This window comes from Spirillospora sp. CA-128828, assembly GCF_050945415.1.
Lineage (GTDB): Bacteria > Actinomycetota > Actinomycetes > Streptosporangiales > Streptosporangiaceae > Spirillospora.
This window is the reverse complement of the sequence record NZ_CP191986.1, coordinates 6,286,084-6,306,526: the sequence shown is the minus strand read 5'-3', so window position 1 is coordinate 6,306,526 and position 20,443 is coordinate 6,286,084. Positions and strand designations below refer to the sequence as shown.

General features: G+C 72.6%; 22 protein-coding genes and 2 pseudogenes. 11 read left to right on the top strand and 13 right to left on the bottom strand.

From position 1 onward, the window contains the following. Nucleotides 1-11: 11 nt before the first annotated feature. The gene (locus ACQPXG_RS30470; protein WP_433462572.1) at nucleotides 12-1,004 is read right to left on the bottom strand and encodes a ThuA domain-containing protein; all 993 of its coding nucleotides are present in this window, start codon (nucleotides 1,002-1,004) and stop codon (nucleotides 12-14) included. A gap of 194 nt (nucleotides 1,005-1,198) precedes the next feature. Here ACQPXG_RS30470 and ACQPXG_RS30465 point away from each other — a divergent pair, with 194 nt between their 5' ends. From ACQPXG_RS30465 to ACQPXG_RS30440, 6 genes and pseudogenes are all read left to right on the top strand, one after another. Next, complete coding sequence (locus ACQPXG_RS30465; protein ID WP_433462571.1) at nucleotides 1,199-3,358, top strand: PQQ-binding-like beta-propeller repeat protein; 2,160 nt, start codon at nucleotides 1,199-1,201, stop codon at nucleotides 3,356-3,358. Nucleotides 3,359-3,409: 51 nt separating this feature from the next. Beyond that, nucleotides 3,410-3,511: a pyrroloquinoline quinone precursor peptide PqqA gene (pqqA, locus tag ACQPXG_RS30460; protein WP_433462570.1), complete on the top strand. Its 102-nt coding sequence runs from the start codon at nucleotides 3,410-3,412 to the stop codon at nucleotides 3,509-3,511. Nucleotides 3,512-3,698: 187 nt separating this feature from the next. Next, complete coding sequence (locus ACQPXG_RS30455; RefSeq protein ID WP_433462569.1) at nucleotides 3,699-5,000, top strand: RNA-guided endonuclease InsQ/TnpB family protein; 1,302 nt, start codon at nucleotides 3,699-3,701, stop codon at nucleotides 4,998-5,000. A 48-nt stretch (nucleotides 5,001-5,048) separates the two neighbouring features. Then, nucleotides 5,049-5,234 (top strand): annotated as a pseudogene (gene pqqD, locus ACQPXG_RS30450) (pyrroloquinoline quinone biosynthesis peptide chaperone PqqD); the annotation flags it as partial. Nucleotides 5,235-5,301: 67 nt separating this feature from the next. Then, a pseudogene (locus tag ACQPXG_RS30445) lies at nucleotides 5,302-5,583 on the top strand (radical SAM protein); the annotation flags it as partial. Nucleotides 5,584-5,651: 68 nt separating this feature from the next. Further along, complete coding sequence (locus ACQPXG_RS30440; protein ID WP_433470076.1) at nucleotides 5,652-6,077, top strand: SPASM domain-containing protein; 426 nt, start codon at nucleotides 5,652-5,654, stop codon at nucleotides 6,075-6,077. On the opposite strand, the gene ACQPXG_RS30435 is transcribed toward ACQPXG_RS30440, so the two are convergent. Together ACQPXG_RS30435 and ACQPXG_RS30430 are read right to left on the bottom strand one after the other, a co-directional pair. Further along, nucleotides 6,050-6,712, bottom strand: a complete 663-nt coding sequence (locus ACQPXG_RS30435) for a TetR/AcrR family transcriptional regulator (protein ID WP_433462568.1) — start codon at nucleotides 6,710-6,712, stop codon at nucleotides 6,050-6,052. The two genes, ACQPXG_RS30440 and ACQPXG_RS30435, sit on opposite strands and share 28 nt — an antisense overlap. Before the next feature lie 38 nt (nucleotides 6,713-6,750). Further along, complete coding sequence (locus ACQPXG_RS30430) at nucleotides 6,751-8,595, bottom strand: bifunctional sugar phosphate isomerase/epimerase/4-hydroxyphenylpyruvate dioxygenase family protein (RefSeq protein ID WP_433462567.1); 1,845 nt, start codon at nucleotides 8,593-8,595, stop codon at nucleotides 6,751-6,753. Between the two features lie 209 nt (nucleotides 8,596-8,804). Between ACQPXG_RS30430 and ACQPXG_RS30425 the strand changes: the two genes are divergently transcribed. After that, nucleotides 8,805-9,218 carry a nitroreductase family deazaflavin-dependent oxidoreductase gene (locus ACQPXG_RS30425; protein WP_433462566.1) on the top strand — a complete coding sequence of 138 codons (414 nt, stop codon included), beginning with the start codon at nucleotides 8,805-8,807 and terminating at the stop codon, nucleotides 9,216-9,218. 18 nt (nucleotides 9,219-9,236) lie between these two features. Here ACQPXG_RS30425 and ACQPXG_RS30420 read toward each other — a convergent pair whose 3' ends face one another. The 5 genes from ACQPXG_RS30420 to ACQPXG_RS30400 form a co-directional block, all read right to left on the bottom strand. Further along, nucleotides 9,237-10,520: an RNA polymerase sigma factor gene (locus ACQPXG_RS30420; RefSeq protein WP_433462565.1), complete on the bottom strand. Its 1,284-nt coding sequence runs from the start codon at nucleotides 10,518-10,520 to the stop codon at nucleotides 9,237-9,239. Beyond that, complete coding sequence (locus tag ACQPXG_RS30415; RefSeq protein WP_433462564.1) at nucleotides 10,520-10,939, bottom strand: YciI family protein; 420 nt, start codon at nucleotides 10,937-10,939, stop codon at nucleotides 10,520-10,522. The genes ACQPXG_RS30420 and ACQPXG_RS30415 overlap by 1 nt, the downstream gene beginning before the upstream one ends. A 151-nt stretch (nucleotides 10,940-11,090) precedes the next feature. Continuing rightward, the gene (locus tag ACQPXG_RS30410) at nucleotides 11,091-12,146 is read right to left on the bottom strand and encodes a hypothetical protein (RefSeq protein ID WP_433462563.1); all 1,056 of its coding nucleotides are present in this window, start codon (nucleotides 12,144-12,146) and stop codon (nucleotides 11,091-11,093) included. After that, the gene (locus tag ACQPXG_RS30405; RefSeq protein WP_433462562.1) at nucleotides 12,146-12,355 is read right to left on the bottom strand and encodes a hypothetical protein; all 210 of its coding nucleotides are present in this window, start codon (nucleotides 12,353-12,355) and stop codon (nucleotides 12,146-12,148) included. Before ACQPXG_RS30405 ends, ACQPXG_RS30410 begins: the two co-directional genes overlap by 1 nt. After that, nucleotides 12,352-12,495 carry a hypothetical protein gene (locus tag ACQPXG_RS30400; RefSeq protein ID WP_433462561.1) on the bottom strand — a complete coding sequence of 48 codons (144 nt, stop codon included), beginning with the start codon at nucleotides 12,493-12,495 and terminating at the stop codon, nucleotides 12,352-12,354. Before ACQPXG_RS30400 ends, ACQPXG_RS30405 begins: the two co-directional genes overlap by 4 nt. Here ACQPXG_RS30400 and ACQPXG_RS30395 point away from each other — a divergent pair. Together ACQPXG_RS30395 and ACQPXG_RS30390 are read left to right on the top strand one after the other, a co-directional pair. Then, entirely contained in the window at nucleotides 12,427-13,152 is a 726-nt protein-coding gene (locus tag ACQPXG_RS30395; protein ID WP_433470075.1) for a PmoA family protein, read from the top strand. The two genes, ACQPXG_RS30400 and ACQPXG_RS30395, sit on opposite strands and share 69 nt — an antisense overlap. Then, nucleotides 13,149-15,323 (top strand): aldehyde dehydrogenase family protein, encoded by a 2,175-nt coding sequence (locus tag ACQPXG_RS30390; protein WP_433462560.1) that lies wholly within the window; start codon nucleotides 13,149-13,151, stop codon nucleotides 15,321-15,323. Before ACQPXG_RS30395 ends, ACQPXG_RS30390 begins: the two co-directional genes overlap by 4 nt. A gap of 7 nt (nucleotides 15,324-15,330) precedes the next feature. Here the strand turns inward: ACQPXG_RS30390 and ACQPXG_RS30385 are convergent, their stop codons facing one another. Both ACQPXG_RS30385 and ACQPXG_RS30380 read right to left on the bottom strand, forming a co-directional pair. Then, nucleotides 15,331-15,933 (bottom strand): response regulator transcription factor, encoded by a 603-nt coding sequence (locus tag ACQPXG_RS30385; RefSeq protein WP_433462559.1) that lies wholly within the window; start codon nucleotides 15,931-15,933, stop codon nucleotides 15,331-15,333. After that, a complete protein-coding gene (locus ACQPXG_RS30380; protein ID WP_433462558.1) occupies nucleotides 15,930-17,135 on the bottom strand; it encodes a sensor histidine kinase in 1,206 nt (401 codons plus the stop codon). The genes ACQPXG_RS30385 and ACQPXG_RS30380 overlap by 4 nt, the downstream gene beginning before the upstream one ends. A gap of 162 nt (nucleotides 17,136-17,297) precedes the next feature. Between ACQPXG_RS30380 and ACQPXG_RS30375 the strand changes: the two genes are divergently transcribed. Next, a complete protein-coding gene (locus ACQPXG_RS30375) occupies nucleotides 17,298-17,735 on the top strand; it encodes a hypothetical protein (protein ID WP_433462557.1) in 438 nt (145 codons plus the stop codon). 28 nt (nucleotides 17,736-17,763) lie between these two features. Next, complete coding sequence (locus ACQPXG_RS30370; RefSeq protein WP_433462556.1) at nucleotides 17,764-18,339, top strand: hypothetical protein; 576 nt, start codon at nucleotides 17,764-17,766, stop codon at nucleotides 18,337-18,339. Nucleotides 18,340-18,367: 28 nt separating this feature from the next. On the opposite strand, the gene ACQPXG_RS30365 is transcribed toward ACQPXG_RS30370, so the two are convergent. The 3 genes from ACQPXG_RS30365 to ACQPXG_RS30355 are packed head-to-tail and all read right to left on the bottom strand — an operon-like array spanning nucleotide 18,368 to nucleotide 20,438. Continuing rightward, nucleotides 18,368-18,688, bottom strand: a complete 321-nt coding sequence (locus ACQPXG_RS30365) for a GroES family chaperonin (RefSeq protein ID WP_433462555.1) — start codon at nucleotides 18,686-18,688, stop codon at nucleotides 18,368-18,370. A gap of 10 nt (nucleotides 18,689-18,698) precedes the next feature. Next, a complete protein-coding gene (locus ACQPXG_RS30360; protein ID WP_433462554.1) occupies nucleotides 18,699-19,607 on the bottom strand; it encodes an NAD-dependent epimerase/dehydratase family protein in 909 nt (302 codons plus the stop codon). A gap of 60 nt (nucleotides 19,608-19,667) precedes the next feature. Then, nucleotides 19,668-20,438: a serine protease gene (locus tag ACQPXG_RS30355; RefSeq protein WP_433462553.1), complete on the bottom strand. Its 771-nt coding sequence runs from the start codon at nucleotides 20,436-20,438 to the stop codon at nucleotides 19,668-19,670. Nucleotides 20,439-20,443 lie beyond the last annotated feature (5 nt).

Here is a 20,443-nt window from a genome sequence, read left to right as displayed (position 1 = left end):
AGGCCGTACCGTCACCGGCAGAAGGGCTTCCTGCCCATGGCCGACTCGATGCCGTTGAGCAGCAGCGTCCGGAACTGCGGGGCACCGGCGAAGCCCGTCCCGTCGTCGGTGAAGGCCTTGGCGTCATGACCGAGCGTGGTGAGCCAGGCCCGTCCGCCGTCGTAGTACTGGCACCAGGCCACGGGGTGGAAGGACCCGTGCCCCGGATGCCCCGACCCGCCCTTCACTCCCTCCGGCAGGGACTTCTCGTCCACGGCCGCGAGGAACCGCACCCGGGACGGGAACGGGACGAGGTTGTACCACTCGTCGCCGAACGTCCAGCGGCCCGGCAGCCCGGCGGTGGAGACGTCCTTGCGGTCCACGGTCTGGACGGTCCCGGTCTGCGCGTGCCCGTGGTCGTAATAGTTCGCGCCGCCGAGGAGCCCCTCGTACCAGGGCCAGTTGTACTCGGTGCCGAACGCGTTGTGGACGCCCACGAACCCGCCGCCGCCACGGATGTACTGGCGCAGCGACGTTTGCGCGGCGTCGTCCAGGGTGTCGCGCGTGGTGCTCATGAAGATCACGGCGTTGTACCTGAACAGCCGCGCGGGGGTCGAGAGTTGGGTGACGTCCTCGGTCCAGTCGACGGCGAACCCGTTCTCCTCACCCATCTTCACCAGGGCCTTCTGTGCGACGTTCGCGTCGCCGAGTGGCGGGTTCAGCCCGGCGGCGAGGGCGGGGCCGAGGTTGGCGTGCCGGGGTCCGGCGGTCCGGCTGTACACCAGCACCCGGTAGCCCGCGGCCGGGTCGAAGTTGCCCCAGTCGTGGTAGCAGCGGGGGTCGGTGCCCCGGCAGACGCGGTACTCGGGGTCGCCGAGCTGCTGCGCGCCGCGGGCCGGCGGCTCGGCCCGGGTGCCGCCCGCCGACGCGGGCAGCCCGGTGAGCAGCGTGGCCGCGACCAGCGCGGCGGCGGTGCCGGTCGCCGCCGACACCGCGGTCACCAGGTGGGACGAGGGTCTTCTCATGGTCCGGGTTCCTTCCCGACAGAGGCGATCGAAGGTCCGTCTAGCGGTACAGATATACCGTTCAGAGGTTGTAGGACGATCTCACGAGGACGGGAAAGCGGCAATACCTTGCCAACTTCGCATCTGCGGCTTACCGTGTCGTCCGTTGATCGGACTCATCAGTCCATCTAGTGGACCTTGAGTTGGGAGAGCAGATGGACCGACGGAACTTCCTGACCGGTGCCGCCGTCATCGGCGGAACGGCCGCCTTCACCCCGCTCCTCGCACCGGAGGCCGAGGCGGCGACGCGCCCCCGGCTCGCCCTCCCGGTGCCCGAGCAGTCCCGCCGCCTCGGCCGCGCGGCCCGCGACTTCCCCAAGGTCTGCGGGGACTACGGCAACCAGAACCACTCCGCGCTGCGCGGGATCACGCGGGGCAACGCCCGGCACCTCGGCGGCGCGTGGCACGTCAACCTGGAGGGCGGCAGCACCCAGGCGCGCTCGCAGCAGAGCTGCATCGTGGCGCAGGACGGCGTGCTCTACGTCCAGACCGGCCAGCAGAACGTCTTCGCGGTGGACGGCCGCACGGGCGAGGTCAAGTGGAAGACCAACGTCGGGGCCGAGCAGACCAACATGCGCGGGGTCGGGCTCGGTGAGGGGCTCGTCTTCACCACGTCCGGCGCGAACATCGTCTACGCCCTCGACCAGCGGACCGGAGCGGTCGTCTGGCAGCGTGAACTGCTCGTCGCGGGCGAGGGCGACCCGAACTGCGACCCGCAGACCGGGCAGTGCGGCGGCAACCGCGGCGGGCTCGCCGGCGCCATCGTCTACTGGGACGGCCTCATCTACGTCGGCACCGAGGGCAGCACCGCGGGCGCGCGCGGGCGCGGGTACGCGCTGAACGCCCGGACCGGCGAGACCGCCTGGATCTTCTGGGGCCCGCCAGGGCCGGGCGAGTACGGCAACGACACCTGGGAGGGCGAGACCTGGAAGACCGGCGGCGCCGTCTGCTGGATCCACCCGGCGGTCGACCCCGAGCTCGGCATCGTCTACTGGACGTTCGGCAATCCCTATCCCCGCACCAACGGCTCCACCCGCGGCGGCACGAACCTGTTCTCCAACTGCCTGGTCGCCATCGACGCCAAGACCGGCAAGCGGCGCTGGCACTTCCAGTCGGTGCACCACGACATCTGGGACTTCGACAACGTGATGGCCCCGGTGCTGTGCGACCTGAAGATCGGGCACCGCACGCGCAAGGTCGTCGTGTACGGCAGCAAGACCGGGATGTACTACATCCTCGACCGGGAGAACGGGAAGCCCGTCCACGGCATGACCGAGCGCCCCGTCCCGCAGGACCCGCGGCAGAAGACGTGGCCGACGCAGCCGTTCCCGGGCGGCGAGCCGTTCGTCCACCAGTCGCCGAGTTTCCACGACACCACGAGGCCCGTCCCGTACTACCCGACCGGGGAGATCTACACGCCGTTCTGGGACGACGCGACCATCCTGTTCCCCGGCGCCGGCGGCGGCGCGGACTGGTCGTACCTGTCCTTCAGCCCGCATACCGGGTTCGTCTACGTCGGGTACGGGCTCGTGAACTCCGCCTACTCCAACACCAACGGCGGACGCGTCAACACGGCCCGCCCCCTCGGCGAGTACTTCTCCGGCGGCATCGTCGCCGTCGACCCGCGCACCAACAGGCCCGTGTGGCGCCGGGAGGGCGAGTGGTCGCTGGCGCACGGCAACGGGATCCTCACCACGGCCGGGCGGGTCATGTTCCAGGGACGCCCCGACGGCGTGCTCGTCGCCATGGACGACGCCGACGGCCGCGAGCTGTGGACGTGGCAGTGCGGCGCCGGCGTGCACACCAGCCCGATCACCTACGAGATCGACGGCGAGCAGTACCTCGCCGTGTTCGCGGGCGGAAGCGGGCTGCCCTACCCCGACATCCCCAAGGGCGACCACCTGTGGGCTTTCAAGCTGAACGGAAAGGTCGGCCCCGCGCCCGCGCCGAAGCCGCCGTCCAAGCGCAACCAGATCCGCGCGGCCGCCGTCACGGGCGCCATTGCCGGCAACACGGTCACGCTCGGCCGCATCTGGGACGCCTCGAAGAACGCCCCCGGCGACGGGGAGAACCTTGTCGCGCAGAACGCCATGTCGCCGCAGCACATGACGATTCCGGCCGGCACCGAGGTGACGTTCGTGAACCCGTCCGGAAACGAGCATTCGCATGGCGCCGCGTCATTCTTCGAGCACGAGTTCAACACCGGGCGGCTGAAGCCCGGCGAGTCGTTCCGGCACACCTTCACCAAGAAGGGCGAGTTCTTCTACAACGACCCGATCTTCCCGCAGAGCACCGGAAAGATCGTCGTCCAATGAGTTTCCGGTGAACGCCACCGGATCGCCGTTCATCGACCGAAAGGAGAACGCATGACCGACTCCCAGGACCGGGCCGCCCAATGGGCCGCACCCGACTACGAGATCATCGAGACTTCGCTCGAGGTCACGGCCTACTACCGCGCCGAAGACTGACGAGGCCGCGCATGCGGTTGCGGATTCTCGGCACCGCGGCGGGCGGCGGCGTTCCCCAGTGGAACTGCGACTGCACCGGGTGCGCCGCAGGTGAGGATCTCGTCGATGAACGCTCCGCGCCATACCCGGCGAAGAAGACTATTGTGGCGAAATGGTTCCAGAGTAAACAGCTGATAGATTGGCGGTCATGAAATTGGTGGTGCAGGTGAAGCTGCTGCCGACCGCCGAGCAGGCAGTGGCGCTGGCCGAGACCCTGCACACCGCCAACCAGGCCGCCAACCATGTGTCCATGGTGGCCTTCCAACAGCGGGTGTTCTCCCGGGCCGGGCTGCAAAAGCTGCTGTATCACCAGGTGAAGACGCTGGGGCTGTCGGCGCAGCCGGCGCTGCATGTGATCCGGAAAGCGGCCGACGCGTACACCACCCTGCACGCGCAGATCGATGCGGGCCTGCTCGGCCCGGAACGCTCGAAGCGGCGCCGTAAGGCCGAGTCCAAGCCGATTGCGTTCCGCCCCGATGCGGCGCAACCATTTGATAATCGCTGCCTTTCATGGCAATACGACGCGCGGACCGTGTCGATCTGGACGGTGCACGGCCGGTTGCAAGGCATCGCCTACACCGGCAAGCCGTCCCACCTGAAGACCCTGGCCGAGCACCGGCAAGGCGAATCGGACCTGGTCCACCGGGACGGCAAATGGTTCCTGTACGCCACCTGCGAGATCCCCGTGGCCCCGCTCAACACCGACCCGGTCGACTGGATCGGGGTGGACCGGGGCATCGAAAACCTGGCCACCACCTCCGACCAGACCAACTATCAGGGGCAGGCCCTGAAACGCTACCGGCGCCGCGCGGCCCGCCGACGCGCCGAACTCCAGAAGAAGAAGGCGGCCGGATCCCGATCGGCCGCGCGTCGACTGACCAAACGCAAGCAGCGGGAGGCCCGGCACGCCACCGGCGAGAACCACAAGATCAGCAAGAGCATCGTGGCCGATGCCCAACGCACCGGACGCGGGATCGCCGTCGAACAACTGGCGGGGATCCGTGACCGGGTCCGGCTCAAGCGGCACCAGCGGGCCACACTTACCACCTGGCCGTTCCACCAGCTCGGCACCTTCCTGGAATACAAGGCCCGCCGGGCCGGGGTGCCATTCCTGGAAGTGGACGCCCACTACACCTCCCAGACCTGCCCCGTGCCCTGGTGCGGGCACGTCTCCCGCCGCAACCGGCTCACCCGGGACCGGTTCCGCTGCGTCGTCTGCGGGCTCGCTGGCCCAGCCGACGACATCGCCGCCGTGAACGTCCGCCAGCGGGCGCGCACGCCGTGGGCATTTGTCACCATGCCCGACCCCACCCTCCACCACCAGCCCACACGGGCCAGGCGCAAGGGGCGGGGTGATGCGCCCCCGACACGGCAACCAGCCGCCACGGGGAGCGCGACGAAGCGTGAACACCGAGCTACCACAGTCGGCCGTTCACGGCCGAGAAGGTGACATGCGACGTCCTGTTCGAGCACGCGTCCCGGGTCGAGGGGGTCGTCCGTGTCGGTTGACCAGGAGTGGCGGCCCGCTCTCGCGCGCTCGATCAAGCTGCGTCACGACACGGTCCGTGGTGCGGACCTGCTGCTCATGCGCGAGCGGGCGGTGCGGCTGAGCGAGAGCGGCGGCCGGATCCTGCGGCTGTGCGACGGCACGCGGACCGTCGCCGGCATCATCGCCGAGCTGGGCGCGGAGTTCCGGACGCACCGCTGGACGGCGATGTGCCCGTGTTCCTCGACAGGATCCGGGCGGAGGGATGGCTGCGATGACCGTTGTGCCCGCCCCGTGGGCCCTGCTCGCCGAGGTCACCCACGCGTGCCCGCTGCACTGCCCGTACTGCTCCAACCCGCTCGAACTCGTCCGGCGGGACGCGGAACTGGACACCGCCGAATGGTCCCGCGTGTTCGCCGAGGCGGCGGAGATCGGGATCGTCCAGGCGCACGTCTCCGGCGGCGAGCCGCTGCTGCGCCGCGACATCGTCCAGATCGTGGCGGCGGCGGACGGCGCCGGCGTCTACACCCAGCTCGTCACCAGCGGGCTCGGCCTGACCGCGCGAAGGAGACCGTCGCCGGGTGGCGGGAGCGGCAGGGGCCGAAACCCGAGATCGTGTGGGTCCTGCCGGACTACCACGAGGGCGTGCCGAAGCCATGCATGGGCGGATGGGGCGCGCGGTCGATCACGGTCGGGCCGGACGGAACCGCGCTGCCCTGCCCCGCCTCGTACGCGCTGCCGGATCTGGCGCCCCCGAACGTCCGCGAGCACTCCCTCGCCTGGATCTGGGCGGAGTCGCCCGCCTTCAACGCCTACCGGGGGACCGGCTGGATGACCGGCCCGTGCGGCGAATGCCCCCGGCGGGAGACGGACTTCGGCGGCTGCCGCTGCCAGGCGTACGCCCTTACCGGGGACGCCGCGCGCACCGACCCCGCCTGCGGCCTCTCCCCCGACCACCACCTGGTGCGCGAGCCCGCGCTCGCGGCGGGCCGAGATCCCGGGACCGCGTTCGACTACCGGCGGCCGCCGCCGGTCAGGTAGGCGACGACCATCTCGCCGATCATCTCGCGGTGCCTGGTCCGGTGCTCGGGCGCGGTCATGTCCCGGCCGAACAGCGCGCCGAACGTGTGCTGGTTGGCGATGCGGAAGAAGCAGAACGAGCTGATCATCATGTGCATGTCGATGGCGTCGACGTCCGCGACGAAGTCGCCGCTCGCGCGGCCGGCGGCGAGGATCTGGGAGATCAGCTCCGACACCGGCCCGCCGAGGTTCACCAGCACCTCCGACTTGCGCAGGTGCTCGGCCTGGTGGATGTTCTCGATGCTGACGAGCTTGATGAAGTCCTGGTGCGCCTCGTGGTGGTCGAAGGTCAGCTCCGCCAGCGTGCGGATCGCCTCGACCGGCGCCAGATGGTGCACGTCGATGGTCGACTCCAGCGCCCTGACCTCGCCGTACGCCTTTTCCAGGACGGCGATGTACAGCTTTTCCTTGCCGCCGAAGTAGTAATAGATCATTCGTTTGGTGGTGCGCATGAGCGCCGCCATCTCGTCCACCCTGGCGCCGGCGAATCCGTGCCGCGCGAACTCCCGCTGCGCGACGTCGAGTATCTCCGCCCGGGTGCGGTCGGCGTCGCGCTGACGCTCTCCGGCGGCGGGGGTGGCGGGCTGCGACGACATGTGACTCCACGAGGGCGGTTGCTGGAGGAGAACCCATCCTATGGCGACGGGGCGCGATGGGCCCGCGCGTGCTGGGCGGCGAGCCGGACCGGCGCGTTGACCGCGCCGTAGCCCCGGTAACCGCCGATCCGCTGCACGATTTCGAAGAACACCCGGCCGGAGGTGGCGGTGTAGAAGTGCAGGAATTCGCCGTGCTCGTCCCGGTCGTACAGAAGGCCCAGTTCGCGGAGCAGCCGGTGCCGTTCCGCACCCAGGTCGTGCCGGGCTTCGAGATCGTCGTAATAGTTCGCCGGAATGGCGAGCGGGGACAGGCCCGCGTCGCGCAGCCGGCGGGCGCTCGCGACGATGTCCCGGCTCGCGAGCGCGACATGCTGCCACGCCACGCCGGGTGCCCCGTCGTGCGCGCCGACGTAGGCGACGTTCAGCGCGACCCGTACACCGCCGTCTTCGCCGGCCACCGCTCGGCTGCGCATCAGCCCGTAGGGGTCGGGCAGTTCCAGGCTCTCGTGCGGGCGCAGCCCGAGCACGCTCCGATAGAACAGCGCCGCCTCGTCGAAATGGTGCCACGGCTGGGTGAGCGCCACATGGTCGATGTGGGTGATCTCGCCGCCGGCCGCGGGCGGGCGCCGGTCCGCGGCGAAGTCGTCGGTCCAGCTCGTGTGGTCGGGACGGCCCGTCCGGCAGAAGAACAGCTCGGTGCCGTCGGGGGCCGCCACGGCGTCCAGCGGCACGTCGTGCGGGCCCCGCGGCCGCGGCAGGACGGGTGACAGCAGCGCCTCGGCGCGCTTCACGGACGCGGCGGGATCCGGGGACTCCAGCCCGATCGCGCCGAGGGCGGGGCCGTCCTGGCTCTCCGCGCTCCCGCGGTTCAGCAGGATCCGTGCCCGCCCCTGCTCCCAGAGATCCACCGGCTTGCCGGTGTGCGTCCCGGTGCGGGTGAAGCCGAGACCGTCCAGCAGCCCGCCCAGCGACGCGGTGTCCGGCGTGGCCAGTTCCGCGAACGCGAACCCGCTCGGCACCACCGGCCGCGGTGGCGGCGTGAGCGCCGCCGCCCGCTGCGTGCCGCCGAGCCGCTCGCCGGCCTGCTCCTCCAGCGCGATGAGGGAGCGCATGGCGTCCTGCGCGGTGCGCATCGCGGCGGCCTGCCGGAAGATGTCGTTGAACACCTCCAGGGAGAGCGGCCCCGCGTAGCCGGTCCGCAGGACGCTCGCGACCAGCCCCGCCACGTCGAGATCGCCCTGCCCGGGGAAGCAGCGGTAGTGCCGGCTCCAGTAGAGGACGTCCATCGGCAGCGCCGGCGCGTCGGCGAGCTGCAGGAAGAAGATCTTCTCGCCCGGGATAGTCTCGATGGCGTAGGGGCCGGTGTCCCGGGCGAGGATGTGGAAGCTGTCCAGGCACAGCCCGAGGTTCGGGTGGCCGGCCGCCCGGACGATGCGCCACGCGTGGTGGTAGTCGCTGACGTGCGCGCCCCAGGCGAGCGCCTCGTAGGCGATCCGGATCCCGTGCCCGGCCGCCCGCTCCGCGAGGGCCCCCAGTTGCTCGGCGGCCAGGGCGTCGTCGTCGACGGCGGCGGGGGAGACGTTCGAGCAGACCAGCATCAGCGAGACGCCGAGCCGTTCCATCAGCGCGAACTTGTGCTCGGCGCGGCGCAGGCCGGCGGCGAGGGCGCCGGGCGGCACCGCCTCGAAGTCGCGGAACGGCTGGTAGAGGTCGATGCCCAGGCCGAGGTCGGCGGCGCGGCGGCGCACGTCCTCGGGGGCGAGATCACCGGCGACCAGGTCGTTCTCGAAGATCTCGACACCGTCGAACCCGGCCGCGCCGGCGGCGGTCAGCTTGTCGGCGAGCGAGCCGCTGAGCGACACCGTGGCGATCGACCTGCGCATCCCGCGACCCGCCTCCCATTATGGACGAACTAGTACGTTAGCGTAGTGGTTCCGGTGAAGCCCGTCCACGGCCGGTGAAGCGACCACCTTCGCCTATAAACGGAGAAAATTTCTCCAGTTCCACTTGCGGACGGGCGGTCGCCGTGTCACAGTCAAATGGAGGAAGTTCCACCACTTACGTGTCCGCGACACCGTGACGGAGTGATGACATGACCGCCGATCTTCCGCCGAGGCTGGCGCGGATGAACCGCGTGCCGTCCCGGATGCTCGCCTGGGGGCTCCCGATGGGCCCGCTGGTCCTGCTGCGCACCCGCGGCCGGCGCAGCGGCCTGCCCCGCACCACTCCCGTCGCCCTGCTGAAGCTGGACGGGAGGCAGTGGCTCGTCTCGCCCTTCGGCGAAACGCATTGGGTCCACAACGCCCGCGCCGACGGCCGAGCCGAGGTCGGCCGCGGGCGGCGGTTCCGCCGGGTGCGGCTCACCGAGATCGACGACGAGCGCGTGGAGCCGATCCTCGCCGCCTATCGCCGCAAGTTCGGCATCGTGCCGTTCGTCCGGGACGCCTTCGAGGGGCGTCCTCCCACAGGGGACCGGCCCGTCTTCCTGCTCGAACCCGACTCCTGATCCTCGTGCGCCGGGAGGTCAGAGGGCGGCGAGCTTGCGCTCCAGAACGGTCCGTTCTCGTGCGTTGCCGCAGAGCCGCAGTGCGCGTTCCAGTTCGGTGCGCGCCTCGCCGGTGCGTCCGAGGCGGGTGAGCAGCTCGCCGCGGACGGTCGGCAGGAGGTGCGAGTCCGGGAGCGCCTTGGCGGCCACGAGCGCGTCCACGATGGGCAGGGCCGCGGCCGGTCCCTGGGCCATGGAGACCGCCACCGCGCGGTTGAGGTCGACCACCGGGGACGGCGCCAGGCGGCCGAGGGCCTCGTAGATGAGGACGATGCGGTCCCAGTCGGTCTCGTCGACGGACGCGGCGACGGCGTGGCATTCGGCGATCGCGGCCTGCAGGCCGTAGGCGCCGAGGCCGCGCCCGGCCCGTTCCGCGCGGGCGAGAGCGGCTCGTCCGCGGCGGATCGCGGAGCGGTCCCAGCGGCCGCGGTCCTGGTGTTCCAGCAGCACCGGCTCGCCGTCCGGGCCGGTCCGGGCGGGGAAGCGCGCCGCGGTCAGCTCCAGCAGCGCGAGCAGGCCGTGGACCTCGGGCTCGTCCGGCATCAGCCGGCTCAGCACCCGCGCGAGGCGCTGCGCCTCGCCGGCGAGGTCGAACCGGATCAGCGTGTCGCCGGAGCTGGCCGAGGACCCCTCGGTGAAGATCAGGTAGATGACGCTGAGGACCGGGCCGAGCCGCCCGGCCCGCTCCCCGGGCGGCGGCACCTCGAACGGCACCCGGGCCGCGCCCAGGGTCTTCTTCGCCCGGGTGATGCGGGCCTGCACGGTGGCGGTCGGGACCAGGACCGCCTTGGCGATCTCGTCGCTGGTCAGACCGCCGACGACCCGCAGGGTGAGCGCCACCCTCGCCTCCCGCGACAGCACGGGGTGGCAGGAGACGAACATCAGCGCGAGGACGTCGTCGTCGATCTGGTCCGGATCCCACAGCACGTCGTCGTCCTCCCGGGCCGGATCGGAGGGTGCGCGGCCGGAGGCCACGCCGCCCTCGCCCAGGTCATGGGCGAGGGCGGCGTACCTCTCATCGCGGGCGGCGCGCCGCCGGTAGGCGTCGATCGCGCGGCGCCGGCCGACGGTGAGCAGCCACCCCGCGGGGTTGCGCGGCACGCCGTCGCGCGGCCAGGTCACCAGGGCCTCGGCCAGCGCCTCCTGGGCGAGGTCCTCGGCCAGCGCGAAATCGCCGGTGTACCGGGCGAGCGCACCGACGATCCGCGCGGACTCGATCTTCCAGACGACGGCGACGGCCGCCCGGCCGGTGGAGTCGGACATCAGAGCTGACCGGTGGCCTCGCGCCACGCCCGCTCCTTCTGGATCCACTCGTTGTCCTGCGGGAACTCGTCGATCGTGGTGACCCGGCGGATCTCGGTCTTGAACCCCGGGCCGGTCATCGGCGACCGCTTCGCCCACTCGACGGCCTCCTCCTTGGAGGCCACGTTGAGGATGTAGAACCCGCCGAACAGCTCCTTGGTCTCCCCGTACGGGCCGTCGGTCACCACCGGCGGCTCGGCCGAATAGTCCACGACCACGCCCTCCTGCGCGTCGTCGAGCCCCTCGGCGGCGAGCAGCACACCGGCCCGGATCAGCTCCTGGTTGTACCGGCCGACCGTCGCGATCATCTCGGTGAAGTCGATCTCCCCCATCCCCGCGAACGCCTCGTCGGTGGCGCGCATGATCAGCATGTACTTCATCGTCCGTCTCCCTGTGTCGTCCGGGCCCCTCTCTCGGACCCTCTCATCCCTAGGTCGAACGGGAGGCGACCCGGATCGACACGGCTGCGGATCTTTTTCTGAGAACTTCCGGACCCGCCGTACACCTGCGAAAACGGGGAGGCGGGAGCCGCTAGGCCGCCGTCGCGCCGACGTCGGCGAGCCAGGCGAAGGCCGCGTCCTGCATGGGACGGTCGAAGACGTGGGGCGCGTCGAAGAAGGTTCCCGTGTACCGGTCCGGCGCCCTCCGGTAGGCCTCGGTGATCTGGCGGTGAGCCCGGTGCATGCCCTGGATGGGGAAGAGCGGGTCCGCGGTGGCGTAGAGGACCATCAGCGGGGCCGGTGCGCGGGCGGCGACCACGCCGGGCCAGTCGGCCAGGCGGGTCAGGCCCGCCGGGAACAGCATCCACGAGTGGGCGGCCACGTGCTCTTCGCAGAGATCGCGGAACGAGGACACCACTGCGGCCACGGCGACGGCCCCGATCCCCGGATCGAGCGCGCCGAGGAGGGCGGCCCGGCCCCCGCCGCCCGACAGGCCGATCGTGCTGACGGCGGTGATGTCGGGCCGGGAGCGCAGATACGCCGCGGCCGCGAGGTCCTCGGAGGCGAGGACGCCCGCGAACGAGGTGCCCAGCACGGTGCACGCCTTCGCCAGGACGTGCTCGTGGTCGCGGGCGGCGCGGTCGTAGCGGTCGGGCTCGCTCGCGTCCGGGCCCGGACCGGTTTCCAGCGGGAAGCGGCGGCCGCCCCAGGCGAAGACGTCGTGGACCAGCACGGCGAAGCCTCGGCGGGCCAGCTCGTTCGCGTAGGCGCGGCCGCCGTAGAGCCGGGCTCGCAGGCGGACGATCTCCGGAGCGGGCGGCTCCGGACCGTCGGCGATCTTGTCCTTGCCCGCCCACTTCATGCCCGCGTGGCAGTGCATCGCGACGACGCCCGGCAGCGGGCCCGCGGCGTCGCGCGGGCGGAGCAGGAAGGCGCGGGTGCGGGGGCCGAAGCCGACCGTCCAGGACAGCTCCTCTCCCGCCAGGCCCGCCCCGGTCCAGCGGCGTTCGACCCGGACGTCCCCGGCGGTCAGCTCCAGCAGGCCGAGCGCGTCCCGGAGCCGCTCGCGCAGGTCCGGGCCCGGCGGAGGGAACAGGCCGCGGCCGCGCATGGCGATCTCCGCCAGGCCCGAGAACTCGCCGAGCATCAGCCCGCCAGGCGGGTGCCGCCCGCGGTGAGGGCGACGGGGGCGCCGGACGCCGCCGACAGGCCGGCCGACACGCCGATCATCACGCTCGCGATGCCCGCGCGGTGCCCGGCCTGGCGGGCGAGCGGGTCCTCCGACGGGCCCCGGAACACGTCGTCGAGCAGCAGGGCGTCACCGCCGCCGTGCGCGCCCGCGCCCCGCTCGATCACGATCTCCTCCGGCTCCCGCCGCCTACGTCCAGCGCGGCGATCTGCAGGCCACCGACGCGCCGCGGCCCCACCTGCACCCGGTCCGGACCCTCGGCGGGACGGTCGTCACCGAGGTCCAGCCGGACGACCACGTCCACCACTTCGGGGCGAGCATCGCGATCTCCGACGTCGACGGGGCCAACTTCTGGGGCGGCTCCACCTACGTCCGCGGTGCAGGGCCGAAGATGCTTCCCAACCATGGACGGCAGCGGCGGCGCACGCTCCGTCCGGTCGACGGCGGTTACGCGGAGAGCCTCGACTGGGTCGGCCCGGACGGCACCGTCCTCGCCGGCGAGGAGCGGACCCTGACCGCGCGGACCGTGCCCGGCGCCTGGGCACTGGACGTCGCGTTCACGCTGACCGGCCGGACCGGGCGGCCGCTCGTCCTGCAGAGTTCGGCCTGCAAGGGCCGGACCGGCGCGGGCTACGGCGGATTCTTCTGGCGCGCCCCCAAGGACGCCACCGGGCTGGCCGTCTTCACCGGCGAGGCATCCGGCGAGGAGGCCGTGCACGGCAGTGTCACCCCCTGGCTCGCACTGACCTCGGACGCGTGGAGCCTGGTTTTCGTCCAGACCACCGGCCTGGATCCGTGGTTCGTGCGGGTCGCCGAATATCCGGGCGTCGGCCCTGCGCTGGCATGGGACCGGCCGCTGACCGTCCCGGAGCGGCTGGACCGGGCGATCACCGTGCTGGTCGCCGACGGGCGGCTCACTCCGGATCGCGCCCGCGACCTCGCCACCGAGAGGACGACCCCATGAGGATCTTCATCGCGGGCGACTCGACGGCCGCGGACTACCCGTCGGGCCAGGCGCCTCAGGCGGGCTGGGGGCAGGCGCTCGCCGCCTTCCTGGACGTCCCGGTCGTCAACGAGGCCTACCCCGGCGCGAGCGTGCGCAGTTCGATCGAGCAGCTCGGCATGTACGAGCGGATCATGGCCGAGATCGGCCCGGACGACCTGCTGCTGATCTGCTTCGGCCACAACGACGGAAGGCACGACCGGGGACGGTTCGGCGCCCCCCACGGCTCCTACACCGCCCACCTGCTCCGCTACGCCGAGGGCGCCCGGGCCCGGGGAGCTCGTCCGGTGCTGGTGACCTCGGTCGAGCGCCGCACCCCGGGCGGGTCCCCGACCCACGGCGAGTACCCGGCGGCGATGAAGGCGCTGGCCGCCGCCGAGGGGATCCCGCTGATCGACCTGCAGGACGCCAGCGCGCGCCGCTGGCGAGAACTCGGCGCAGAGGCCACCGAGAGGCTGTTCCTGTGGCTCGGCCCGCACCCCAACTATCCGCACGGCAGCGCCGACGACACCCATTTCACCGGCGCGGGCGCGATCGAGGTCGCACGGTTGCTGCTGGAGGAGGCCGGGCCGCTGCTGCCTCCGGCCGTCCGCACCCCCTCCGACCTGACCTGGAGGACCCCCGTGCCGGTCCGGAGCATCGACGCGCGCTCCGGCGGGCAGCGCGGGGAGTACGCCGCGGCGACCCCGCAGGAGGTGGGCGCGGTCTGCCGCCGCGCCGCCGAACTGCTGCCCGTCCTCGACGAGGCCGGGCCGCGGGAGCGCGCCGCGCTGCTGGACGCGATGGCCGGCGCCCTCGACGCCCGCGCGAGCGCGTTGGTCGCGGCGGCCGACGCCGAGACGGCCCTCGGCGTCGCACGGCTGACGGGGGAAGTGGCCCGCACCACCGGGCAGCTCCGGCTGTTCGCCGAGGTGCTGCGCGAAGGATCCTTCCTCGACGTCCGCATCGACTCCGCCGATCCCGGCGCCACCCCGCCCCGGCCCGACCTGCGCCGCATGAACGTCCCGCTCGGTGTCGCCGGCGTGTTCTCCGCCTCCAACTTCCCGTTCGCGTTCGGCGTCGCAGGCGGCGACACCGCCTCCGCCCTCGCCGCGGGCTGCACCGTGGTCGTCAAGGCCCACGAGCTCCACCCGGAGACCTCGGCCCTGACCCTCGGCGCGCTCCGCGCGGGCGCCGCCGCGGCGGGCCTCCCCGACGACGTGGTCCAGCTCGTCCACGGCCGCGATGCGGGCACCGCCCTGGTCCAGGACGGCCGGGTGCGCGCGATCGGCTTCACCGGCTCCCTCCGCGGCGGCCGTCACCTGCACGACCTGGCCGGGGCACGTCCGGAGCCGATCCCGTTCTACGGCGAGCTGGGCAGCCTCAACCCGCTCGTCGTGACGCCCGGCGCGGCGAAGGCCCGGCTGACGGAGATCGCCAAGGGCCTGGCGGACTCCGTGACGCTCGGCGCGGGCCAGTTCTGCGTGAAGCCCGGCCTCGTCCTCGCCCCCGCCGGGGCCGGCCTGCCCGAAGCGATGGCCGGGCACTTCACGTACCTCGCCCCGCAGACGCTCCTCGGCGACTCCATCCGCACCGCCTTCACCGAGGGCGTGGCCGACCGCGCCTCCATCCCCGGCCTGCGCACGGTCGCGACCGGCCGGACGGGCGAGAGTCGCCAGACCGCCGCGCGGCTCATGGCGGGCCCGGTCACCCTGCTCGGCTCGTCCGAACTCCTCCTGGAGGAATGCTTCGGCCCGGTGACCGTCGTCCTGGAGTACACCGGCGAGGACGACCTTGCCGACGCCCTCGCCTCGGCCTCCGGCACGCTCACGGTCACCCTGCACAGCGAACCCGGCGAGACCGGCCTCGCCGCGCGCCTCGCCGCCGTGGCCCGGGACCGGGCGGGCCGCCTGGTCTTCGACTCCTACCCCACGGGCGTCGCCGTCGGCTGGGCCCAGCAGCACGGCGGCCCTTACCCCGCCACGACCGCCCCCGCCACGACCTCCGTCGGCACGGACGCGATCCGGCGCTTCCTCCGCCCGGTCGCCTACCAGAACTGCCCGCCGCGGCTCCTCCCGCCGCCACTGCGCGACGACGACCCGTGGCGCCTTCCCCGGCGGCTCGACGGCACCCTGGTCCTCCCCGAACGGTGAGAGCCCGTCAGATCCAGCCTTGCTGCCATGCGTGGTGGGCGGCGGCGTGGCGGGTGGAGACCTGGAGCTTCGCCATGGCCGCGGAGAGGTAGTTGCGGACCGTCCCCGGCGCCAGATGGACCTGGGCGGCGATCTCGTTGACGGAGGCACCGGTGCGGGCGGCGCGCAGGACCTCCAGCTCGCGGTCGGTGAGGGGGCACTCGTCCTCGGTCAGCGCGGAGGCGGCGATGTCGGGGTCGACGTAGCGGCGGCCGGCGGCGACGTCGCGGATGATCTCGGCGAGCCGGGCGGCCGGGGTCGTCTTGGGGACGAAGCCGCGGACGCCGGCGGCGAGGGCACGGCGGAGCACGGCGGGGCGGGCGTGCCGCGTGACCAGGACGACCTGGGTCGGCAGCGCCGCCCTGATCTCCTCGGCGGCGCGCAGCCCGTCGGCGGGCGGCATCTCCAGGTCCAGGACCGCGATGTCCGGGCGGTGCTCGCGGGCGAGGCGCACCGCGTCGGTGGAGGTGGACGCCTCGGCGACGACGGCGAGGTCCTCCTCAAGGGCGAGCAGGGAGGCGAGGGCGCTGCGGAGGAGGTCCTCGTCGTCGGCGATCAGCAGGCGGATCATCGCCCCTCCTCGTTCCCGGGACCGGCCGCGGGCAGGGACGCCTCGATCTCGAAGCGGCCGCCGTCGTGGGTCCACGTCAGGTCGCCGCCCGCCGCTCTCAGCCGTCCGGACAGGGACCGCAGCCCGGTGCCGGACGCGGTGCCGGCGGTGACCTCGAAGGCGCCGTCGTTGGTCACCCGGAGGCGCGCGACGCCGCCGGTGACGCGGTAGTCGACCGACGCGTGGCGTGCGCGGCTGTGCCGGAGGAGGTTGGTGGTGGCCTCTCGCATCACCAGTCCGAGCAGGTGGCGGGCGCCATCTCCGATGGCGGCGGGGTCCGCGGTGGTGCGGGCGTCGATGCCCGCCGAGGCCAGGACGCGGGTGGCGTTGGCGATCTCGTCGTCCAGGCTCGTGCGGCGGTAGCCCAGCACCACGGCGCGGGTGTCGCGGAGCGCGTCGGCGGCCAGCCGCCGCACCTCCTTCATCTCGGCGGCGGCGCGCGCCGGGTCGGTCTCGGCGAGCCGGGCGGCCAGTTCGCTCTTCAGCGCGATGACCTGGAGGTGGTGGCCCTGGATGTCGTGCAGGTCGGCGGCGAACCGCAGGCGCTCGTCCTTGACCGCCAGCTCCGCCGACAACCGCCGGGCCTGGTCCAGCCGTCCCGTGATGTCCCAGGCCCACAGGGGGCCGAGCATGGCCCAGATGACGAAGGCGGTGATCCCGGGCGGGAACAGCGCGGCGTACACCAGCCGGCCGTCCCCGCTCACCAGGCTGACGGCGCCGCCCGGCAGCGCCGCGAGGGCCGTCGCGCCGATGATCAGCCACCGCCGGGGCCGGCCGTCCAGGTACGTCGCGGCGACCGCCGTCATGATGGCGGGCGCCATCGGCCACAGCCCGTAGTTGCGCAGGGTCAGCGGGCAGACGGCGAGCACGACCGCGGCCAGCGCCCCGGCGGCGGGCCAGCCGGCGGGCGGGCGGGGGCGGGCGGTGCCCTCGCCGGCCGCCAGCCGCGCGTTGAGGAGCGCCACGACCGCCGTCACCTCGACCACCAGGGCGGCGGCGCTGAAGAGGCGCGGCTGGACCGGCACGTCGCCGTCGAGGATCCATTCGCCGGTGAACAGGATCAGGACGCCCACGTTGGTGCCCGGCACCGCCCACCAGGTGTAGCGGCGAAAGCCCGCAAGGCCGGTTCCGCCCTCGTTCGCCCCGTCATGCACGCCGCTCATTGTTCCAGCAGCGCCCCCATTTCGGCTGGATGCCATTTGTCCGGTATCCGCATGACAAATGTCATGCGCGCCGATGCCGGTACGTCACTACTGGAGATTTCCGCGTTCCCGCAGGCTGAGGACGTCGGAAAGCCCGACGGCGGTAAGTGAGGGAGAAGCCCCGTGCAGGCTCGGAACGAGATCACACTGACCCGCGAAGCCGGCATGCCCCGCCACGGCGGCTGGGGACATTTCGCGCGGCACTACGTGGAGATGGTCATCGCGATGGCGATCGGGATGTTCGTCTTCGGCGCGGCCGTGGGGGGCGTCCTCGCGCTCACCGGGGCGGAGCCGTTCATGGAGCGTCACCCCGAACTGGAGTCGCTGGAGATGGCGTTCGACATGTCGGCCGGGATGCTCGTCTGGATGCGCGTGCGCGGCCACGGCCTCGCGGGCTCGCTGGAGATGTGCGGGGCGATGTTCGCGCCGCTGGTGGTGCTGTTCCCGCTGCTGTGGCTGGACGTCGTCTCCGCCGGCTCCATGATGACGCTTGAGCACGCGGTGATGCTCCCGCTCATGTTCGTCGTCATGCTCCGGCGCCGCGACGAGTACTCCCATTGACCACCCGTCATATTCGGAAGGCGGCGTCATGTCCGAAGTAGTGCGCGAGCGGCGGGGACCTTTCTGGACGCTGATGCGGCGCTGGCCGACGGCGCTGGCCCTCGCGTCCGTGGTCTTCATCTGGAGTGCCGGCCTGGGGGACCTGGCCGACGCGGTGTCCGGGTTCGGGGAGGCGGTGCTCCTGCTGCCCCTGGAATACCTGATCCTCAACCGGATCGGCCGCCCCGCGATGTCCTGGCCCGTGATCGGCGCCATCGTGGCGGCCATCGTCGTGATCGACCTGCTGGACGTGGTCGCGCTGTCGACCGTCGTCATCGCCGGCGCGCTGGTCCTGCTCGTCTGGGGGGTCATCGGCGAGGTGCCGGACGGGAGGGCCTCGTTCGGGATCCAGGCCGCGGGGATGCTCGGTTTCGGCGCGATCGCGCTGGCCGGCCTCGCGGTGGATCCCGACCTGGGCCGCTACCTGGTGGCGGCGGGCTGGTTCCTGCACGGGGTGTGGGACGCCGTGCACCTGAAGCTCGACAGGGTCGTGTCCCGGTCGTACGCCGAAGCCTGCGGCGTCGTCGATGTCGGGGTCGCCGCCATGCTCCTCTTCCTGGTGTGAGCACGCGGGGACGTATCGCAGGGCCCGGTCAGAGGTAGAGGCCGGTGCCGTGCTCGGGACGTTCGCTGGCGATGGCGTGCAGGTCGCGCTCGCGCATGACGAGATAGTTCTCGCCCTGGATCTCGACCTCGTACTGGTCGCCGGGGTGGAACAGCACGCGGTCGCCGGCCTTGACGATCCGCACGTGGTGGCCGACCCCGCAGACCTCGCCCCACACCAGGCGGTTCTCCTGCTCGACCGTCGCGGGGATGACGATGCCGCCGGTGCTGCGGCGCTCACCGCTGTCCTTGTCGACCTTGATCATGACGCGGTCGTGCAGCATCTGGACTTCGAACTTGGGCTCCGGCACGAGCGCGAGTTTAGCCGTCCGCGCGGGTCAGGGCGTTCCAGGAGGCGGCGATGATCTCCGGCAGCGTGGAGCGTTCCGGCCGCCAGCCGAGCTCGGCCCGGATGGCGGCGGCGTCGCAGACCAGCACCGGCGCCTCCGGGCGGGCCGGGCGGCGGCGGACGGGCACCGGCCGGCCGGTCGCCTTCTCGACGGCGGCGATCACGTCGCGGACGGCCGTCCCGGTGCCGGTGCCGGTGTTGTAGACGCGGTCCTCGCCGGGACGGACGGCCTCCAGCGCCCGGACGTAGGCGGCGGCGAGGTCGTCCACGTGCAGGAACTCGCGGACGGCCAGGCCGTCGCCGTTGATCTCCAGGCGCGGGGCGCGGCCGGCGGCCACCGCGAGCGCCTTCGGAATCAGCCGGGTCTCGTCGGGGTCGGCCCGGCCGTCCACCGACCCGGCGACGTTGAAGGTGCGCAGCACGACCGCGCCGATCGCGCCCGTCCGGGCATGGAAGCGGACGGCCTGCTCGGCGGCGAGCTTCGACGCCCCGTACGGGCTGGCCGGCGCCGTCTCCGCGCTCTCGGGGATCGGCCGCCGCCCGGTCGCCCCGTACACGGCGGCCGTCGACCCGAACACGACCCGGTCCGCGTCCACCGCCTCCAGGAGGTTCACCGTGCCCTGGACGTTCGCGGTGAAGTACCGCAGCGGCGCGCCGAACGACTCGCGGACGCGGGTGAGCGCCGCGAGATGGCAGACCCCGTCGTAGGGCCCGCGCGGGAGCGTGTCCGGGGTGAGGAGGTCGCCGTGGACGGGACGGACGCCGTCCGGCACGCCGGCGTCCCGCCGCACCAGCCCGTCCACCTCGTGCCCGGCCGCCGCCAGCCGCCGCCCGACCGCGTATCCGATGTATCCCGCCGCCCCCGTCACCAGTACCCGCATACGGTCAGCATCCGGCCGGGACGGCGGGCCGGCAATGTCCGCATAAGGGCAGGGTCCGCATCAGGGCAGGGAGGTGAGCCTCGCGTAGACGCCCGGGTAGCCCGGTTCGCCGCAGCCGCGGCCCCAGGACACCAGTCCCACGACGCGTCCGCGGGCGATCAGGGGGCCGCCGCTGTCGAACTGGCACGAGTCGGCCTTCTCCGATCCGGCGCACAGCATGTCGGACGGGTCGAACGAGTCGCCGTACGCGCGCTCGCACGCCGCGTCGCCCGGAAGCGGCACGGCGGCCTCCCGCAGACGCGTGTTGAGCAGGTCGTTCTCGGAGGTGAAGCCCCAGCCGGCGATCCGCCCGGCCCGGGCGGAACCGGGCGTGCCGAGGGGCGCGGCAGGACGGTTCACGCGGCGCGCCAGCGTGAGGACGGCGAGATCGTGGTGGCCGACCGTCTCGCCCTCGAACGAGGTCTCCCGGTACTTCGGATGCATGCGGACGGACTTCACCTTGACCGTCTCGCCGCCGCGGCCCGTGAGGTCGTCCCGGCCGAAGGTGGCCGTCAGGACGCCCGGCACCGAGCGGAACATCGAGACGCAGTGCCCCGCGGTGAGGAGCCGGTCCGGCTTGATCAGCACGCCGCCGCAGAACTGGCCGGACGGCCGGACGAAGAAGATCGGCGACCCGACCGCGGCCAGCCACGGATACGCCGCGGTCCGTGCCGGGGTCCCGCCGACGACGGCGTTCGCGGGAGCCGCGGGCAGCGGGAGCAGCAGGGAGGCGGCGAGCAGTGCGGCGGAGAGCAGGGCCGTGCCGAGGGCCCGGCGGCGGGAAAGGGCCATTGCGG

Coding starts and splice junctions, on each gene's coding strand:
- ACQPXG_RS30470 (WP_433462572.1), bottom strand. CDS start 1,004: ATGAGAAGACCCTCGTCCCACCTGGTGACCGCGGTGTCGGCGGCGACC.
- ACQPXG_RS30465 (WP_433462571.1), top strand. CDS start 1,199: ATGGACCGACGGAACTTCCTGACCGGTGCCGCCGTCATCGGCGGAACG.
- pqqA (WP_433462570.1), top strand. CDS start 3,410: ATGACCGACTCCCAGGACCGGGCCGCCCAATGGGCCGCACCCGACTAC.
- ACQPXG_RS30455 (WP_433462569.1), top strand. CDS start 3,699: ATGAAATTGGTGGTGCAGGTGAAGCTGCTGCCGACCGCCGAGCAGGCA.
- ACQPXG_RS30435 (WP_433462568.1), bottom strand. CDS start 6,712: ATGTCGTCGCAGCCCGCCACCCCCGCCGCCGGAGAGCGTCAGCGCGAC.
- ACQPXG_RS30430 (WP_433462567.1), bottom strand. CDS start 8,595: ATGCGCAGGTCGATCGCCACGGTGTCGCTCAGCGGCTCGCTCGCCGAC.
- ACQPXG_RS30425 (WP_433462566.1), top strand. CDS start 8,805: ATGACCGCCGATCTTCCGCCGAGGCTGGCGCGGATGAACCGCGTGCCG.
- ACQPXG_RS30420 (WP_433462565.1), bottom strand. CDS start 10,520: ATGTCCGACTCCACCGGCCGGGCGGCCGTCGCCGTCGTCTGGAAGATC.
- ACQPXG_RS30415 (WP_433462564.1), bottom strand. CDS start 10,939: ATGAAGTACATGCTGATCATGCGCGCCACCGACGAGGCGTTCGCGGGG.
- ACQPXG_RS30410 (WP_433462563.1), bottom strand. CDS start 12,146: ATGCTCGGCGAGTTCTCGGGCCTGGCGGAGATCGCCATGCGCGGCCGC.
- ACQPXG_RS30390 (WP_433462560.1), top strand. CDS start 13,149: ATGAGGATCTTCATCGCGGGCGACTCGACGGCCGCGGACTACCCGTCG.
- ACQPXG_RS30385 (WP_433462559.1), bottom strand. CDS start 15,933: ATGATCCGCCTGCTGATCGCCGACGACGAGGACCTCCTCCGCAGCGCC.
- ACQPXG_RS30380 (WP_433462558.1), bottom strand. CDS start 17,135: ATGAGCGGCGTGCATGACGGGGCGAACGAGGGCGGAACCGGCCTTGCG.
- ACQPXG_RS30370 (WP_433462556.1), top strand. CDS start 17,764: ATGTCCGAAGTAGTGCGCGAGCGGCGGGGACCTTTCTGGACGCTGATG.
- ACQPXG_RS30360 (WP_433462554.1), bottom strand. CDS start 19,607: ATGCGGGTACTGGTGACGGGGGCGGCGGGATACATCGGATACGCGGTC.
- ACQPXG_RS30355 (WP_433462553.1), bottom strand. CDS start 20,438: ATGGCCCTTTCCCGCCGCCGGGCCCTCGGCACGGCCCTGCTCTCCGCC.